Annotated in this window: 12 protein-coding genes; 7 read left to right on the top strand and 5 right to left on the bottom strand. The window is 40.1% G+C overall.

The features are described from left to right. Positions 1-16: 16 nt before the first annotated feature. The 5 genes from IPO46_05110 to IPO46_05090 all read right to left on the bottom strand — a co-directional run bounded on the left by IPO46_05110 (position 17) and on the right by IPO46_05090 (position 5,031). Positions 17-811 (bottom strand): alpha/beta hydrolase, encoded by a 795-nt coding sequence (locus IPO46_05110; protein QQS63964.1) that lies wholly within the window; start codon positions 809-811, stop codon positions 17-19. Continuing rightward, a complete protein-coding gene (locus IPO46_05105; protein ID QQS63963.1) occupies positions 811-1,962 on the bottom strand; it encodes a DUF4105 domain-containing protein in 1,152 nt (383 codons plus the stop codon). The genes IPO46_05110 and IPO46_05105 overlap by 1 nt, the downstream gene beginning before the upstream one ends. Positions 1,963-2,050: 88 nt before the next feature. After that, on the bottom strand, positions 2,051-3,508 hold the full coding sequence (gene guaB, locus IPO46_05100) for an IMP dehydrogenase (protein QQS64321.1): 1,458 nt from the start codon (positions 3,506-3,508) through the stop codon (positions 2,051-2,053). A 66-nt stretch (positions 3,509-3,574) separates the two neighbouring features. Continuing rightward, a complete protein-coding gene (gene dprA / locus IPO46_05095; protein ID QQS63962.1) occupies positions 3,575-4,675 on the bottom strand; it encodes a DNA-protecting protein DprA in 1,101 nt (366 codons plus the stop codon). Positions 4,676-4,791: 116 nt separating this feature from the next. Beyond that, the gene (locus IPO46_05090) at positions 4,792-5,031 is read right to left on the bottom strand and encodes a helix-turn-helix transcriptional regulator (protein ID QQS63961.1); all 240 of its coding nucleotides are present in this window, start codon (positions 5,029-5,031) and stop codon (positions 4,792-4,794) included. Positions 5,032-5,186: 155 nt separating this feature from the next. Here IPO46_05090 and IPO46_05085 point away from each other — a divergent pair, with 155 nt between their 5' ends. The 7 genes from IPO46_05085 (at position 5,187) to IPO46_05055 (ending at position 19,632) form a co-directional block, all read left to right on the top strand. Next, the gene (locus IPO46_05085; GenBank protein ID QQS63960.1) at positions 5,187-6,854 is read left to right on the top strand and encodes a hypothetical protein; all 1,668 of its coding nucleotides are present in this window, start codon (positions 5,187-5,189) and stop codon (positions 6,852-6,854) included. Between the two features lie 19 nt (positions 6,855-6,873). Continuing rightward, complete coding sequence (locus IPO46_05080) at positions 6,874-7,386, top strand: hypothetical protein (protein QQS63959.1); 513 nt, start codon at positions 6,874-6,876, stop codon at positions 7,384-7,386. Positions 7,387-7,556: 170 nt separating this feature from the next. Continuing rightward, positions 7,557-8,300 carry a hypothetical protein gene (locus IPO46_05075; protein ID QQS63958.1) on the top strand — a complete coding sequence of 248 codons (744 nt, stop codon included), beginning with the start codon at positions 7,557-7,559 and terminating at the stop codon, positions 8,298-8,300. Positions 8,301-8,318: 18 nt separating this feature from the next. Beyond that, a complete protein-coding gene (locus IPO46_05070) occupies positions 8,319-8,855 on the top strand; it encodes a hypothetical protein (GenBank protein QQS63957.1) in 537 nt (178 codons plus the stop codon). Positions 8,856-9,215: 360 nt separating this feature from the next. Then, a complete protein-coding gene (locus IPO46_05065; protein QQS63956.1) occupies positions 9,216-13,433 on the top strand; it encodes a M36 family metallopeptidase in 4,218 nt (1,405 codons plus the stop codon). 251 nt (positions 13,434-13,684) lie between these two features. Further along, positions 13,685-18,589: a M36 family metallopeptidase gene (locus IPO46_05060; protein QQS63955.1), complete on the top strand. Its 4,905-nt coding sequence runs from the start codon at positions 13,685-13,687 to the stop codon at positions 18,587-18,589. A gap of 74 nt (positions 18,590-18,663) precedes the next feature. After that, the gene (locus IPO46_05055) at positions 18,664-19,632 is read left to right on the top strand and encodes a c-type cytochrome (protein ID QQS63954.1); all 969 of its coding nucleotides are present in this window, start codon (positions 18,664-18,666) and stop codon (positions 19,630-19,632) included. Positions 19,633-19,667: the final 35 nt, after the last annotated feature.

Raw genomic sequence — 19,667 nt, 5'->3', positions numbered from 1 at the left:
AATAACGAAAGAATGCTTAGCAGCTTTCTAAAAAATCTGCCAAAATTTTATTGGTTTTTCCTGTTTCTTCCAGCATGCCCATGTGTGCAGTATTTTGTAAAATATGGATAAAGCTCTTTTCCGGTAAATGAGTTTGCTGCATTATAACGCTGAAAGGCACAACTTTATCGTGCACACCAATAATAAAAAGTATGGGAACAGTAGCATTTTTTAAAACCTGCAGCCTGTCGGGCCGGTTAATCATAGCATTATAATATTGCACAAGGGCTTCTTGTTTAAAATGCACCGCCTGTTCAATTAAATTATTCATATCTTTTTCAGAAACCCCGGCATCCATAAATAAACCGGGTATAATGGTTTTTAAAAAAGGCTGCGAGCCGTATTGCTGTATAAATTCTATTGCTTTTTTACGGGTGGCAATTTTTTCAGTGTCATCGGCAGTGGCTGTGCTGTTAAATAAACCAAATGCCGTTAAGCATTCAGCATATTTTTCGGCAAATGCCATTGTAATATATCCACCCATACTGTGGCCAATGAGTATAATTTTTTCAATTTTTTCCTGTTGCAATATTGCATTTAATATGTCGGCATAATCCTGCATTTGTACATTTTCTTTTTGCCAAAAAGCAGATTTGCCGCTTCCCGGAAGATCTGGTGTGATGATTAAATAATTATTTTTTAATGCATCTGCCTGTTTTTGCCAAATGCTGCTGTTTTCGCCAAATCCATGCAATAACATTAAGGGCTTTCCCTGTCCGTAAATGCGGTATGAAATGTTGCAGTTTTGATATAAAAAATTCTTTAGGGTCATTATTTGCTTTTAAAAATAAGATACGACCTTACCATAAGTAAAATAACAAAAGGCAGTAAGGCTATGTTGAGTTGCTGTGGTAAAAAAAACCAACTCAGTACCAATAAAGTATAAACGAAAGATGTAAATAAAAAGTAGCTTTTGCCTTTTTTATTTTTTCCGGTATAAAATGCCGCAACGCAATTAAAAGGTATTGCCCAAAGCATGTTGTAATTATCCTTTGTCATAAAATGATCGGTTCCCCACCACATAAAAATAAACAGGCAACCCAATAGGCCGGTAATAAAAAATAAAATCCCATCAAGCCATTTTAGCAGTACCTGCATGGTTTTATTTTTTGAGAAAGATGCCAAAAGCCATAAAAATGCAATTAACAAAAAAAAGATTATTGGCCTGAACCATTTTATTTTTGAATGGTAATTTACGGCTGTATATAAATTTTGTTTGACATTTACATAGTTAAAATTTTTTGTGCTGTCTAATGCTATCATTAGGTTATCGGGTAAAAATTGTTGCTCTGCTGCTGTCATTTTTACATCCATCCTGCTGCCCAGCAATAGGTCTATGCCGAGTTTGCTCCAGTAATTTTGGGTAGCATCTAAATAATAATGTATGGCATTGCGGAAAGTAAAATCCAGCGGCATTACCGGTGGTAATTGCGGGGCAGGCTTTTTTAATTTTACCAAAATATCCCTTAAGCGTGTGGTGCAGTTGTCCCTTACAAAATCATATTTGTACCAGCGTTTTTCTTCTTTAATATTTTCGGCCAAAAAATGTTTTATGGCCAATGCTTCCGGTTGAGCTATATCCAGCACTTGTTCTGTAACGCTCCTGTTTTCGGCATGGTAACTGTACAAAAAATCTTCGGGCCTTTCTATGCTCAATGCATAAAACAGTTTTCCCCTCACAAATTTTGAGTAAAAAGCGGGGTCGTCAAAGTCAAAAGTGCCGTAATTGTAAATAATATCCGTAACGGCATTGCTGTCAATTACCCTTAAAGCGCTATGGCCAAAGCTGGCATACAATTCTTCACCCGGGCTGCAGGTGAGTAAAGAAATGCGGATACGGGTGCTGTTCTGCGCAAATAATTTTTGCTGCCTGTTAAAACAAACAGCAAAACAAAGGTTGACTAAAAGGAAAATTTTTTTCATGACGCCTTTGCAAAAATATCCATTTATGCACTAAAACAATTTTTGCAGGCTATGCAGTGCGTTAACTCGTAAATAAAACAGAAAGAGATTACCTGCTGTAGTTAGGCGCTTCTTTGGTAATTTCAATATCGTGTGCATGGCTTTCTCTTATACCTGCATTGGTAATTTTTACAAAACTTGCTTTTTGAAGTTCTTTAATATTGGAAGCGCCGCAATAACCCATGCCCGCCCTAAGGCCGCCGGTAAACTGGTGCGTTACTTCTTTTAAAAAACCTTTATACGCAACCCGGCCTTCAATACCTTCGGGCACAAATTTTTTGGAATCATCTGTTGTGTCCTGAAAATAGCGGTCGCTGCTGCCCTGTGCCATAGCGCCCAATGAACCCATGCCACGGTATTGTTTAAATTTTCGGCCTTCGTAAATAATGGTTTCGCCGGGGCTTTCTTCGGTGCCTGCAAAAACATTACCCATCATTACGGCGCTGGCACCTGCTGCTAAGGCTTTTACCATATCGCCGGTATATCTAATGCCGCCATCGCTTATGATGCCTATATTTTTATTTTTTAATGCCATTGCTGCATTCATTACTGCTGTAATTTGCGGCACGCCAGTACCGGCAACAATACGGGTGGTACAAATAGAACCTGGGCCAATGCCCACTTTTACAGCATCTGCGCCTGCATCGGCTAAGGCAAGTGCGCCTTCTTTGGTGGCTACATTACCGGCAATTATGGCCAGGGTTTTAAATTGTTTGCGGGCAAGTTTTAAAGTATCAATTACGCCTTTGGTGTGGCCGTGGGCACTATCCAGGCATACTACATCTACACCTGCATTATTTAAAGCGTCAATTCTTAGAAGGGAATCTTTTGTAATGCCTACGCCAGCGCCTACAAGCAGCCTGCCAAAACAATCTTTTACAGCGTAAGGGTTACTGTGCAGTTTTAATATATCGCTAAAGGTAATTAAGCCAATGAGTTTACCTTTTTTATCTACCACCGGAAGTTTTTCTACCTTGTTTTTTTTGAATAATAGTTGTGCTTTTTTTAAATCGGTTCCTTCTGGCGCTGTTATTAAATTTTCGCTGGTCATTACGGCGCTTACTTTTTCTTTGAGGTTGGTTTCAAAGCGCAGGTCTCGGTTGGTAAGTATGCCTATAAGTTTGTGCGCCTTATCTATTATGGGAATGCCGCCAATTTTATTGTCACGCATTAATTTTAATGCTTCGCCAATGGTAGCATCTGCTGTTAAGGTAATGGGGTCGAGAATAAGGCCGTTTTCGCTTCTTTTTACTTTTTTTACCTGGCTGGCCTGGCCTTCAATGGTCATGTTTTTATGTAAAATACCGAGGCCGCCTTCCCGTGCAAGGGCAATAGCAAGCTGGGCTTCTGTAACCGTATCCATTGCGGCGCTAAGCAACGGTATATTCAGGGTAATATGCCGGGTAAGTTTTGTGGAAATGTCCACATCTTTGGGTAAAACCTGTGAGTAAGCGGGTGTGAGCAATACATCGTCAAAGGTAAGCCCCTGGGTTAATTTTTGTTCAATAAATTGCTGGGAAGAATATTTTATTGTAGCCATGTGCAAAGGTAGAGAAAAAAATCATTCGGCCTTTTATATAAGCTGGTACATTTTTCCCGGCAGTGATTTTACAATACCTTCCATTTCGAGCATGAGCAAGGCCTGTGCGGCGGCGCTGCTGCTCAGGCCACTTTTTAAATAGAGTTCGTCAATAAAAAGTTTATCGTTTTGCTTTAGTAATTCTACAATAATTTTTTCATTGGGCTGTAATTCTATAAATAATTCCCTTTGTTGTTTTTGGATAATGGGTTTTGGCGTTCCCCAGTTCATCATTTTAAGGAGGTCATCAGCCTCGGTTAGCAGCATGGCTTTATTGGTTTTAATTAAAAAATTACAGCCTTCGCTTTTGGTATCGGTGCTTTTTCCCGGCAATGCAAATACATCTTTATTATAACTGTTGGCCAGCTCGGCAGTAATAAGTGAGCCACCTTTTTTGCCGCTTTCCACTACTATTAATGCATCGCAAATGCCGGCAACAATGCGGTTACGTTTGGGAAAATTTTGTTTATCGGGTTTAGTGCCGCTGCAAAAATCGGTGAGCAGGCCGCCCTGTTCGGTCATTTGCTTTGCCAGGTTTTTGTTTTCGCCGGGATAAATCCTGTCCAGCCCATGAGCCAATACGGCAACAGTAGACAAGCTATTTTTTAATGCGTTTTTATGCGCAAGGGTATCAATACCAAATGCCAGGCCGCTGATGACGAGGATGTCCGAATTTTTAAGATTTTCTAAAAAGCTTTCGCAAAAATGTTTGCCGTAATCGCTGTTGCTGCGGGTGCCCACAATAGAAATTATTTTTGTGGTATTGAGGTCGGCATTGCCTTTGTAAAAGAGCAACGGAGGGCTGTCGTAGCAATTGAGCAGGCGCTTTGGGTAACTGGGATGGTTAATAAAAAGCGGTACAATTTTGTATTTTTCAATAAAAGCAATTTCAGTTTCGCAATCGCTAAATTGCTGAAACTGCTTGATGTTTTTTGCCCTTATGGTACCCATACCTTCCAGTTTTTCCAGTTGCTGTTTGGGCGCTTTAAAAATGGCTTCTGCCGATCCATACAGCTGCACCAGGTTTTTGGCATGTACATCGCCTACTTGTGGCACACGGGTAAGGGCAATTTGGTATAATAAATCGTTGTACATAAAGCAGGCTGGCAATATTACAAATTTTTGGTAATTGGGCAATTGCAAATTGGGCAGTAAAATATTGAGAATTTTATACCAAAATTGAAATTATTATTAACGCCGGGTAAAATAAATTAGGGTAGCAGGTCTTTTGGGGTTACGCCTAATGCTTCAGCAACCCGAAAAAGGTAAGAGATAGAAAAATTTACCTGGCCCAGTTCCATCCTTGCCAATTGAGAATAGTCCATATCGCTTGAATTGGCCAAATATTCTATGGAAATATTTTTCTTTTGCCGTATTTCCCTTATCCTGGATCCGACTAATAGTAATGCTGCTTTATTGATATAATACGTCTTTTTTGGCTTTCGCTTCACTCCTCAAAGGGAAGAAATAGCGGTAGCTGCCGCAATGGAGAATATTCTATATTTATTTTAAAATATGGAAAATTCTCCATATTTTTATTTACGCTAGCGTAGTTGAGAAAAAGTAAGCTGCCATAAATTTATTAATTACCCTTTAAACCGGTTTTATGAGAACTAAGAAGCGCCATCAAAATTCCATACAGGTTTTGTTTTTCCTTTTACTTTCTGTATTAGTTTTAACGTATTCCTGTAAAAAAATGGATTATATTGATGTGGCTAAGGTTAATATAACAGAAAGGTTTTTTGAACTCCCTAAAAATGCCGATCCCATTTTAAAACGCATTGTGGAAGATTTAAAACAAAAAAACAGCCTGCATCCTTTTGTAGAGCAGTTTGTAAAAAATGAAGGTTTGCCGGTATGGAAATACGCAAAAATTACCATTAAAAGAAACCATACCGATAATGTTAGCAATACCGAAGGTACAGACACCCTGGTTTCTGTACCCATAGTACCCGATGGAGATGCTTATGTAAAAGACGTACTTAAAGTAAAAATAAATACCGAAGTGTTGTACAAATTATTTATGGGTGAGCAATATGCATCCAATGGATTTGATAAAGACCCCAACCGTACCGCACCCAATGCAGAGGATATTGTAAAACAAATTATGGCATTTGAAAAAGAAATGTATTATAGCTCCGACAGCACGGTAATTTATCATATAAAAGACAACCGGCTTTTTGATAACTGGCCGGCAGATACTACAAAGCCACAGGATTTTTATATATCCCTAAAATTTACTCCTGATATTTGCTCTCTGAGTATTATTTATATTAGTGGCTGGACTATTGGAGGATATGTAGAAGGTGGATGCCCACCAGGCAGTAACACAGGTGATCCAGGTTGTGGTAATTGGGTGCCCATTTATTCAACAATAATATTTTACTCATCATGCTATGAAGACGATGGCAGCGGAGGCGGCTGGAGTACGACGATACCTGATTCGCCGGAAAGCCCAGGCGGCGGAGAAGGCACTACTACACCCGACAGTACTACCAACCCACCCAATACCCTGCCCGACGAATGTGGCGAAGACCGTAACTGGGTAGTTTATGTAATAGATACCAATACCGGTGAGTGGAAAAACCCCTGTACACAAGAAGAGCCGCCGATTGAATGGCCAGATGAGCCAGGTGAATATAACCTCAACAACCCTTGTGATGTAATTGATTCTCTTATGACAACAAATAATTACCCACTTTATTACTCTACATTAAGGGATAGCGTTTCTGCAAATTATGAAAAAGGATATTTGTTCTGGAATCCTTTCTCGAATTCTACAAATTATATTGAAGTTAATGGCGAAGCTGATAGTTTAAGTATAAACATGTACCCTGCAACAGCAATTGACGGAGCTGTACATAACCACAATAACGACCCAAGAAGATTATCAATTTTTTCATTTGACGATTTTTATAGCTTATATGATTGGTTTATAAGTGGAAAAATTAAGGATACTAAAACATTTACTTTTGGAATGGTAAGTGATAGTACTGCCTATACTATGATGATTACCGACTCAACGGGATTTGTAAATTTTGGAAACAAGTATTTAAATGATGAAAAAGGAGTTCAATTGTTTAAAAGTGTATTTTATATTGCTTTTGGGATTACACCTAATAACCTTGCTTCAGAAAATGAAAAACGGTTTTTAAAAGCTCTGCAGATTTTTAATCCAGGTATAAGCTTTTTTAAAGCTAACAATACATTAACAAATTTCGAAAGAGTAAAATTAAACCCAGATGGAGATACAGTGCCTTATCCTTGTAATTAATTCACTAAAATAATAAACAATGAGAAAGATATTTATTGTTGTTTTACATGTTGTAGGTTTTGTAGAAATGAAAGCCCAAATTACCCCCTATTCTGGCGCTCATATACAATACAATGAGTTAAATAAATTTGTTGGTACATGGCAATGGACAAGTGGAGCAGATACTTTAGTTATAAAGTTATATAAACAAGAAATTTATATGAAGCCTCCAGCAAATTTCTTCTTTGAAGAAATAGTAGGATGGCATAAGTATGTTAAAAATGGGATAATTCAGGAAACTTTTCTTCAATATGCAGGTCTTCCATTTGATATCGGTCATGCAACAATTTTAGGTGGCCCTAAAAGCGAAAACGAATTATATGGAAGTTTTCAGGATATTACAAAAAATAAGCTTTGTGATTTATACCTTATTATGATTAATAATAACCAAACTGAATTAAAATGGCAATTAAGAAATTCAATGGGTATAAAGCCACAAGGTTACCAATGGTCGTTTTCTTTGCCTATTGATTTGACATTAATAAGACAATAAAAGAAATAAATACATTACGGCCTTTATTAACTTCTATCAAAATTTGTAAAAATGAGGGTTGAAGTAATGCCCTCGATGAACCAGGCGGCGGAGAAGGCACTACTACACCCGACAGTACTACCAACCCACCCAATACCCTGCCCGGTGAATGTGGCGAAGACCGTAACTGGGTGGTTTATGTAATAGATACCAATACCGGTGAGTGGAAAAACCCCTGTACGCAAGAAGAGCCGCCGATTGAATGGCCGGATGAGCCAGGGGAGAACCAAACACCTGAACCCTGTGATTCATTTATTTTATCATTAAATCAAAATACTAATTTTGTTAACTATTTAAAATCTATAAATACTCAGCAAATTTTAACCCAACCTTTTGAATCGGGCTATGCAGTTTCTTTTCCTAATAACTACCAGCTTAAACAGGGCGGTTATAATGATCCTAATATAAACTGGGAAAACCTAAATAATGTGGGCGCCATTTTGCATTGCCATTACTCTGGATTAGCGGGAATTTTTACACCAGATGATATAATTTTTATGGCTAAAATATTTATGGGCAATTATACGCAGGATAGCGCTAATTTGTTTTTTGCGCTTACAACTCCTACCGGAAACCCCCTTATAATGAAAGTAAAAAACCCTGCTGCATTTAGAGCATTTGCACAAAGCATTGTGGGTGATGGTAATGGCAATGACGATTGGGATGAAGAAAAAATAGACGATTTTAATGATGATTATTATGATATGTTAAGAAGCACCAACCAGGAAACAAACATGATTGCCTTTTTAAATATGCTAAAAGACAAAAATGCCGAAAATGCCATTAGCCTTTACCAAAGCGATGAAAATTGTACTAACTGGAACCCTGCTACCCTAAGCCTTTTTGGAAGTCTTTTAACAGACCCTTGTCAATAACGATTTAAAAACAAAAAAATGAAAACAAAAACATACTTTTTTATTATATTTTTAGCAGCCGCATCTGCTACTGCTTATGCACAGCATCCGCTTAAATATGACACTTGTAATACCCTGCAGCAATACGAGGGAGAGTGGATGAATGTATCCGGTGCCGATACCATACGCATTTATTTAAAACCGGTAAGAACTTATTCTCAAAGATATAATACAATAAGAGATTTACTTTGGGGATGGGTAGAATATAAGCAAGGCAATAATATAGTAATGAGCAATTATGCCAACCGGTTTCTCCCAACTTCGGACAGTTGGAGTTATATGAATAGTATTACAAATTTTAGCCTCTCTAAATATATCTGTAATTCACAAAAACTCGATGGCCTTTTTTCAGACTTAAATCATCATCGAGGATTAATAAATTGGGTAGTAGAGGTAACATTAAGCGCAAATGATATAACCATGGATGTATGGCAGCAACGAACACCTTATTATAATTTTAATTTAGGGGATACAGCAATAACGCTACCACAGAGATTTACGCTTATAAAGCAATAAGTTGCCATTTCTCCGCCACAGGTATAAAGCATTAAAGCCTGCCGCCTGGCTTTTGACCAATGAGGTTTGCAAACTTCAATTTATTAGTAAAATTGTAAAAGGCATTACTGATGTAAAACCAACGGATTTGTATTTAAATTTTAATTTTAGAAAAAACCGGGTTAGGTATACCATTGCTGGCCAAAGGCTAATCTGTGGCTAAACACCGTTTTATCCATGTATTTATCGCCCCAAACTCAAACTTAAAAAAACTTTTTAAACCTTTACGGCGCCTTACCAAATACCAAATGAATACATTAAATTTGCTGCCCAAAAACAGGTGGGTAATTACATTACAAAACCGGCACCAATTTAATGTTTATGAAAAAATTTTTAAGCTCCGTAATCCTCATGCAGGTTATTGCTATCGCATCGGCCCAGCAGATCAATAAAACAATTGCTTTGGCCATGGTGGAAAGAAACCAGCAACTCATTTCTCCTTTTGCCGAAAACCTGCTCGGCAGCTTTGTTTCCTCTGCTTATCATGATGCAGGTTCAAATACCGATAAAGTGTATCTATTGCAGCAATATAAAAACCTGCCGGTGTACAACCAGGTGCTGGCGCTTGCTTTTAAAAACGGCAAACTCGTTTCACAGGCCGGGCATTTTTTGGAAAGTGTCCAAAAAAAATCCGCAAATATTTCAGCAATACCGGTATTTAGCGCTTCCGATGCCGTAAGAACAGCTTTGGAAGATAAAAACCTTACTACTGCTCTTCCCATTTTTTCCATTTCATCAACGGATACAAAAAAATTATTTGGCAAACTGGGCATTGCCACAGAAGATATTACCGCAGAATTAATGTGGGTGCCGGTAAATGAAGGCAAGGAAGTAAAATTGGCCTGGCAGGTTTACCTGGTGCCAGCCACATCAGCAGATTACTGGATGATAAGGGTAGATGCCAATACCAATAAAAAAATTGCAGAAAGTAATTTTACCGTTTACTGCTCATGGGATGCTTATGATACCAACCATACACATCATGAAGCAGAACATTTATTTTATGAAAATATTGAAACTCCCAAAAGTTTCTTTAACTGGCAAAGTAATTCGCCTTCGCTGGTAAATACTGCCAATTACCGGGTAATACCTTTTCCGGCAGAAAGCCCTATCCATCCCGGAGGTGCGCCTACAGTAGTTTCCAACCCCTGGAATCTGGCCGGTGGAAATGCGGTAACCCTCGGATGGCACAGCAACGGAACAACAGATTATACCAGTAGCCGTGGAAATAATGTGTGGGCAAAAGAAGACAGGGATGGTAATAATAATACCACTGGCGCATCTGCTGTTTCCACCACATCTCCCGATCCACTCAACTTTGATTTTGTGCCCAATTTTACTATCACTCCCATCCAGGTTTCGCCGGTTCAAAACCAGCAGTTTAATATTACCAACCTTTTTTACTGGAACAATATTATACATGATTTGACTTACAATTACGGATTTACTGAAGTTGCCGGAAATTTTCAAAGCAATAACCTCGGCCGTGGTGGATTAGGTAACGATGCTGTAAATGCCGATGCACAAGATGGCGGCGGAACCAACAATGCTAATTTTTCCACTCCATCAGATGGAAGCAGCGGAAGGATGCAAATGTATTTATGGAGCGGCAGCCCTCAAAAAGATGGTGATGTAGATAACGGCGTAGTACTTCATGAATTTACCCATGGCATCAGTAACAGGCTTACCGGCGGACCTGCATTAAGCGGATGTTTACAAAATACCGAACAAATGGGTGAAGGCTGGGGCGATTACTTTTGCATTATGGCCACACAGGATTGGGCAAACTCCACACTCAACGACGGTGCAACTAAACCAAGGGCAATTGGAAACTATGTTTCCGGGCAAGGCGTAAATGGTGGCGGTATCAGGCAATACAAGTATTGCACCAATATGAGCACTAACCCACTTACTTACACCAATGTATCCACAGCAGCCATTCCTCATGGAATAGGAGCCGTTTGGTGCACTATTTTGTGGGATATGACCTGGAATATTATTCAGCAAACCGGTGTAATAAATCCCAATATATTTGATGCAAATGCACCCGGTGGAAATTCCATTGCTTTAAAACTAGTTATGGAAGGCATGAAGCTGCAACCCTGCAGCCCGGGATTTGTAGATGGCCGGGATGCAATTTTAGCAGCCGATCAAATTTTATATAACGGCGCTTACCATTGCGCCATATTACAGGCTTTTGCAAGAAGGGGCGTAGGTACCGATGCCAGCCAGGGCTCCAGCGACAGCCGCAGCGACCAAATTGTAGGTTTCTCAACGGTGGAAAGCAAATTATTGGTTACCCAAAATGTTACCCAGCAGGAAGAAAATGCAGAAGTAGTATATACCAATAAAGTTACTGCAGGCTCATGTGGCAATATTGTAAACTACCTGCTTACCGATACGCTACCTTCAAATGTAACTTATGTTTCCGGCGGCACTTATAATTCCGTTTCAAGGGTGGTAAGCTTCCCGGTAAATATTACTTCGGGCAATTCCCAACTCTATTCTTTTACCGTAAGGATAAACAACGGAACTTATTTTCCTCCGGTAAATTTATTTGAAGACAATGTTCCTAACAGCAGCATTTCATCTGGCTGGCAGGCTACTTCTACCACCTCTACAAATTGGGTAAGTGATAATGCCATAAGCTACAGCCCGCCTTATGCCTATTTTTCCGGTAACCCCGATGTAACATCTGATGAAAGACTTTTAACAACTGCAGATATTGCTCTTGGCGCCACTCCTCCAAACTTGTCTTTTTGGAACTGGTTTGTTTCGGAAAGTTCTTACGATGGCGGTGTTGTGGAAATAAGTACAAATGGAGGAACTTCCTGGAGCGATATAGGTGCAAGTAATTTTATTACCGGTGGCTATACCGGCATAATGGATGGTAGTACCTTGCTTTCCGGAAGGCCTGCCTTTACCGGTAACAGCTATGGCTTTAAAAAATCTGTTGTAAACCTTGGGCCTTATGCCAATCAAAATGTAAGATTCCGTTTTAGATTTACCACCGATGAAGGCACAAATTTAATTGGCTGGCGTATAGATGATATTGCCGTTAAAAAAACAGCGGTGGTTGAAATTACCTCAAATTTATATAATGCCGGAAACAAAAAAGTGAATGTGAGCGATACCTTCACCTTAATATTACCTGCGCCTACAAGTTGCACACCGCTCACCATCGTTAACCAGCCATCAAGCGTTACAGGTTGCGTAAATAATAGTGTGGCACTATCGGCAAATATTTCCGGCACCAACCCCGCTTATCAATGGCAGGTAAGTACTACAGGCTGCGCCGGAACGTTTACCAATATTGCCGGGGCAACTTCTGCAATCCTAAATTTAAACAACCTTAGCTTAGCTCAAAATAACGAAGTGTACAGGGTAGTTGCACAAAACTCCTGCCCATCTAATATTACTTCGGCTTGTATTACTTTACTGGTAAATGAAGCGGCAGGTATTACATCACAACCTGTTGATATAGCCCTTTGCGAAGGCCAATCTGCAACTTTTACAACTGCTGCATCCACTTCAACTGTTAATTATCAATGGCAGTTAAGCGCTGATGGGGGAGCAAGCTGGACCAATATTGCATCTGCCACAAATCCCTCACTCGTACTTAATAATATTACTGCTGCAATGAATGGCAATCAATACCAGGCTTTGATTACCGATAATTGTACCAACCTTTCAACCAATGCAGCTACATTAACCGTTAACCAACCTGTATCAATAAATATACAACCTGCGCCTGCATCTGCCTGTCGTGGAGAAAATAAGCAGTTTACTGTGGATGCACAAGGTTTGTCAATTACCTATCAATGGCAAATGAGCGCCAATAATGGCACAACCTGGAGCAATATAACTGACGATGCCGTGTATTCCGGTACATTAACCAATACTTTATCGGTAACCGGTACCCAACTTTCCATGAACGGAAATTTATTCAGGGCAGTGGTAACCGGCGATCCTTGCGGTTCTGTAAATTCCGATGAAGTATCATTAACGGTAAACCCCGATCCGGTGGTTACCCTTAATGCAACCAATAGCGCTATCAATCCTTCTTTGCAATCTGTAGTTACTGCTTTGGTTTCCCCATCTGGCAATTATGCATATGCCTGGTTAAATAATAATACGCTGGTTTCAGGTGCAAATGGATCAAGTTATTCCGCAACCGTTGATAACCTCGGAAGCATTAGGGCAATTGCCTTAAATCAAACAACAGGATGTACCGATACTTCGGATATACTTGGGCTTGGAGCCTTGCAGTCTACGGTACTATTTATTTATCCCAATCCCAGTAATGGCATTTTCCAGGTAAGATATTTTAAAGATCCTTCTTCGGCTGCCGAAACCCGGATTTTGAAAATTTTCGACAGTAAAGGCGCAAAAGTATTTTTACAACAATTCAGCATTACCGAACCCTATCAAAAAATGCTGGTAGATATTTCCAGATATTCTTCCGGCGTGTACCTGGTAGAGTTAATTGGAAAAGATGGAAAACGCCTGGCGGTGGGTAAAGTATCAAAACATAATTAGTATTTTGAATATCAGCTTTTTAGTAGTTCATTTTCAAATCATTTCAATTATTATTAAAAAGGCAAAAGGCATCAAATACCTTTTGCCTTTTGTTTTATAAGAAAATCAATAAATTTTCCTCAATAAAAAAATAGCAGAGCAGATATTCGCTTAATTTAGCAACTCCGGAATAGCCCGGCAATTAAGGTTTGTACACATTTTATTTAACCAATTCATTATTTACTTTAAGCTCACTTAATAAACTTCGGTTCATGAAAAAAACTCTACTCCTATTTTTAAGCAGCCTCCTTTTTTTATTTTCAAATGGCCAAAAAATTAATGAGGCTACGGCCTTAAAACTGGTAACAGAAAAGGCAAAAGAAATTGGCATCAGCAGGCAGCAAATCAGCAATTCATTTGTAAGCGATGCGTATTTCAATACAATATCGGGCACGCAAATGGTTTACCTGCAACAAGGCTATAAAAATACACCGCTATATAATAGCTTAAAAGTATTGGCATTTAAAAATAATGAGTTGGTTTCTTCAGCCGGAGAATATATTGCCGGCTTAGAAAAATTGGTTACTCCAAAATCGGGCCTGGCTACTTTATTGCCGGCCAATGCGGTATTGAAGGCATTTGCTGATATTAAGTTGTCAGCACCAAAAATTGGATTTTCTCAAACTAAACTAAATGGAAGAAAATACAATTTTGGAATTTTGGAAGGAGTAAATGAAGAGGTGCTTGTGGAACGCTTGTGGGTGCCTGTTTTTAACAATAAAGGAAATGTTGAAGCGGTAAAGTTAGCATGGGTTGTTCAGGTGGTGCCAGTAAAAAGTGCAGATTGGTGGATGATACAGGTTGATGCCCAAAACGGAAAAATAATTGGCAAAAATAACCTTACTATTTACGAAGGTCAACATAATTTCAACGAGGATATTATAAACGTAGAAAAGATTGAAAAACCGGAAAAGGACTTTTTTAGTATTACAGCATTACAGAAAAATACATCCAACAATCCTTCATTAGTAAATACCGTAAACTACCTGGTAATTCCCTATCCGGCAGAAAGCCCAATACATAACGGCGGCACACCGGCTGTGCGCACTAATCCATGGACCAATGCAACCGGTAATGCCACATCATTAGGCTGGCATAATAACGGATCAACAGATTATACCATTTCAAGAGGTAATAATGTTTGGGCAACTGAAGACAGGGCCGGTACCAATGGGTCAACTATTATTACACCTAATGGTATTCCGGCAACTTCCACCACCAGCCCCGATCCTTTAAACTTTCAGTTTGCGCCAAACTTTAGCCTTGATCCTACAAGCCCCAACTATCAGCAATTTGCCATTACCAATTTATTTTACTGGAATAATATTATACATGATATTACCTATCAATACGGTTTTACGGAACCTGCCGGAAACTTTCAGGCCAATAACCAGGGCAGGGGCGGCGCCCAAAACGATTATGTAATTGCAATAGCACAAAGCAGCACGGGTACCAATAATGCCAATTTTGCCACACCTGCCGATGGCTCAAGGCCACGTATGCGTATGTATCTTTTTGATGGCCCGGCAAATGTGCATGTAAATGCACCAGGTAGTATTGCCGGTGATTATGCTGCTGTAGAAGGCAATTTTAGTACTGCAAACCAATTGCTGAATGTAGGCCCGGTTACGGCGGGTGTAGTGTATTATGATGATGCGGCAGGCACAGCCCATGAAGCATGTAACGGCGCCCCCGTAAATTCCATTACTGGAAAAATAGTTTTAATAAACCGTGGCAATTGCAACTTTACCGTAAAAATATTAAACGCCCAAAATGCCCAGGCCGCTGGAGTAATAATGATAAATAATGTTCCCGATGCTCCAATAATTATGGGCGGTACAGATAACACAATTACTATACCGGCAGTAATGGTATCACAGGCAACCGGCGCTTTATTAATTGCCCAATTGGGCAATGGGTTAAATGCTACACTAAGCCGCAAAAGGGTGGATGGCGATTTGGATAATGGCATTGTATCCCACGAATTTTTTCATGGCGTAAGTAACAGGCTCACCGGTGGCCCGGCTCAATCGGGTTGCCTGGCTAATGCAGAGCAGGGCGGAGAAGGCTGGAGCGATTATTTTGCTTTAATGGTTACTACCAACTGGGCTACAGCATCTTTAACCGATGGCAGCATACCAAGGCCAATTGCTAATTACGCTGTAAGCTTGCCTACTACCGGCTCCGGTATACGCAATTATCCTTACTCAACCGATATAGCGGTAAACCCACTTACTTATGCTAATATGGGTGTAAACCCTATTGGCACAGAATCGCATAATATTGGAGAAATATGGTGTGCTGCTTTATGGGAAATGACCTGGGGAATAATTCAGCAAACAGGAAATATTAACTCTAACCTTTTTGATGCAAGCTCTACCGCCGGAAATAGCGTTGCACTAAAATTAGTAATTGAAGGTATGAAATTGCAACCCTGCGTTCCCGGATTTATAGATGCAAGAAATGCCATTATTAAAGCCGACAGCCTTATTTACAATGGCGCATATAAATGTGCCATTTGGACGGCATTTGCAAAAAGAGGAATGGGTTATGGAGCCATACAGGGAAGTTCCAACAGCGCTACAGACCATGTGGCTTCTTCAGCGCTTCCTCCTGCGGCTTCTATAAGCACTCAACCTGCAGATGCCAGTACCTGCGAAGGAAGCAATGTGAACTTTTCAATTGCAACTACAGGATTAGTGAGCAATTATCAATGGCAGGTGAGTACAGATGGAGGCACTACATGGAACAATGTTTCCCCTGTAGTAAATGCAGCAACTCTTACACTTAATAGTGTTACACTTGCAATGAATAATAATAAGTACAGGGTAATAGTAAATGGTGGATGCCCCAATAATCCTGTTACTTCATCTGTGGTAACTTTAACGGTATCTTCATCAAACCTAAGTGTGGTTACACAACCTTCCAGTACATCTGCCTGTGTTGGCGGCACGGCAAGTTTTACGGTAGCCGCAAACTCTGGCTCTGTAACTTATAACTGGCAGGTAAGTACCGATGCTGGTGCAACCTGGAACAGCCTTTCACCCACTGTAACTACAGCTACGCTTACATTAACTAATGTAACGGCTGCAATGAACAATTATCAATATCGTGCCGTTATTTCTTCATCTGGCGGAAGTTGCGGTAGCTCAAGTATCAATACCAATGCCGCTATGCTTACGGTTGGCGCTAATTCGGTTTCGGTAACTACACAGCCGGTAAATGCAGCTGCATGTACTGGCAATAATGCCAGCTTTAATATAACGGCAAGCGGAACTTCGCTTACTTACAACTGGCAGGTAAGTACAGATGGCGGAACAACATGGAGCAACCTTTCGCCTGCAGTAACTACGGCAACATTAACCCTCAATAATGTAACTGCTGCTATGAACAATTATCAATACCAGGTAATTGTTACCGGCAGCGGCTCATGTGGCAATAGTGTTACATCTGCTACGGCAACATTATCGGTTACCGGCCCGGCATCTATAAGCGCCCAACCTGCCAATGCAACCATTTGCGAAGGCGGTAGTAATAACTTTTGTGTAACCGGCCAGGGAGCCGGCCTCAGCTATCAATGGCAATTAAGCACAACAGGGTGCGGCGGAACTTTTACAGATATTGCAGGGGCAACATCAGGTTGCTTTAATGTTACCAATGCTACACTTGGTATGAACAACTATGCGTACAGGGTGATAGTAACCGGTGCATGCGCACCCTCAGTTACCAGCGTATGTGTGGTTTTAACGGTAAACAGCGCACCGGTATTTACATCTCAGCCCAATGCCGTTACCACTTGTGCAGGCACAGATGCAACTTTTAGCGTTACTGCAAACGGAACAAATATTGCTTATAACTGGCAGGCAAGCACCGATGGCGGCGCAACCTGGAATAATTTATCACCCGCAGTTACAACAGCTACACTTATGCTAAGTAATGTTGCGGCTGCAATGAACAATAACCAATACCGTGTACAAATGACAGGCTCGGGTACATGCACTACTCCGGTAATTTCTAACGCCGTTACTTTAGCAGTAAATGCAGCGCCATCTGTTACAGCATCACCAACAGATGCAAATGTTTGCGATGGCGCCGATGTGAGCTTTACCGGAACAGCAACGGGCAATGGTTTATCTTACCAATGGCAACAAAGTACTACCGGTTGCGGCGGAACATTTACAGATATTGCCGGTGCAACTTCTTTAAATTATAATATTACCGGCGTTACGGCTGCCCTTGAAGGATATGCCTACAGGCTGGTGATTAGCGGCACTTGTTCACCTGCTGCCATTAGCACCTGTGCTAAGTTGCATGTAATTGTTCCGGCAAATATTACGGCCCATCCTGCCGACGCAGCAGTATGCGAAACAGGAGACGCAAGCTTTACTGTTGCCGCAAGCGGAGATGGCATCATTTACCAATGGCAGGTAAGCGCCGATGGCGGAACTACTTTTGCAGATATTGCCGGTGAAACCGGAACATCTTTAACCGTATCTTCTGCTACAATTGCGCAACATCAAAACAAATACAGGGCAGTAGTTTCCAATTGCAGCAGCAATAGTACAATATCAAATGCGGCAACCCTTACCGTAAATGCAAATCCTGTAATTAACATTTCACTTCTTCCAAATGCCAGTTCACCAGCTTCTATTGAGGTAACAAGTATTGCACCTGCAGGTACTTACAGCTATGTATGGTATAGCAATACACAGGTAATACCGGGGCAAACAGGCCCGGTAATCCCACTTGCTTCCAATCCCGGCATTTCCGGAGATATAAATGTTGTTGCTACCAATAGCGTTAACGGTTGTACATCATCATCTAATCTACTTACGGTTCAAAGAGGAAAATCGGATGTGCTGGTGGTTTACACTAATCCCAATAATGGCAATTTTGATGTAATGTATAACGAAACCAATTTTGTTTCGGGCAAAAGATATATAAATGTTTATGATGCAAAAGGCGCTAAGGTATTCAGTAAAGTTTATGATATAACCTTACCGTACCAAAGAATGAAAATTAATATGGGAGCTGCGGCAAACGGTGTGTATTCATTGGAGTTACTTAAAAAAGACAATTCCCGCCTGGGCGCCGTCAAAATTTTTGTGCATCATTAATTCTTAAAAATTAATTTCTTTAATAGGTACAATCCATACAGGATGTACCTTTTTTTGTTTTGTATATTTAGCGTATGAAGCGGATGTTTTTTGTATTGATTTTAGTAACGATGGTTGCAGTAAGTAGTTTTATAACCGGCGGTTTAAAACCTTCGCAAAAACAAAAAGCTGCACTGGGCAAACAATTATTTTTCGAAAAAATTTTATCAAAAGATTCCAGCATCAGTTGCGCCAGTTGCCATAATCCGCAATTTGCATTTGCCGATACAGTTGCCTTTAGCCTGGGTATAAACGGAAAGCTTACCAGCCGCAATACGCCATCAGTACTCAACATGAAAAACAGGCCATACTATTTTTGGGATGGCCGTGCAGTTTCATTACAGCAGCAGGCATTAATACCTTTAGAAAACCCCAATGAAATGGATATGCCCGTTGAAGAAGCTGTTCGGCGATTGAATAAATCAGCAGTTTACCGAAAACTTTTTTATAAAGTTTTTCGGCAAAAACCCAATAAAAAAAACCTTGCCGAAGCTATTGCAGCATTTGAAAAAACTTTAGAAACCGTAAACAGCCCTTTTGACGACTGGAGCAATAATATGGGCACACTTACCGTACAGGAAGAAAGAGGAAGGCAATTATTTATTGGCAATAAAGCCAAATGCTTCAGTTGCCATAGTATGGAAGATTTTACCGACGATGAATTTAGAAACATCGGAATGTTTAATGGTAAAGAATTTAACGATTCCGGCAGGTATCTGATTACAAAAAAGGGTGCAGATATCGGTAAATTTAAAACCCCAGGTTTAAGAAATGTAGCGGTTACAGCACCTTACATGCACAATGGCAGGTTTAAAACCCTTAACCAGGTACTTTCTTTTTACAATAATCCGCAAATGTTTGTAGAAGACCCGGAAAATATAGATTCCCTTTTGCGCAAGCCGCTCCATCTTTCGGCACAGGAAGAAAAAGACATTATTGCTTTCTTACATTCCCTCACCGATAAAACTTATATCCGAAACAAAAAGGCATTAACAAAAAATTAGGCATTATCTTAGCAGTATAAAGTCCGATTTTATTT

It is taken from the genome of Chitinophagaceae bacterium (genome assembly GCA_016699815.1).
Classification (GTDB): domain Bacteria; phylum Bacteroidota; class Bacteroidia; order Chitinophagales; family Chitinophagaceae; genus Ferruginibacter.
Note: the sequence above shows the minus strand (reverse complement) of the source record. Positions and strands in the feature narration are given on the sequence as shown.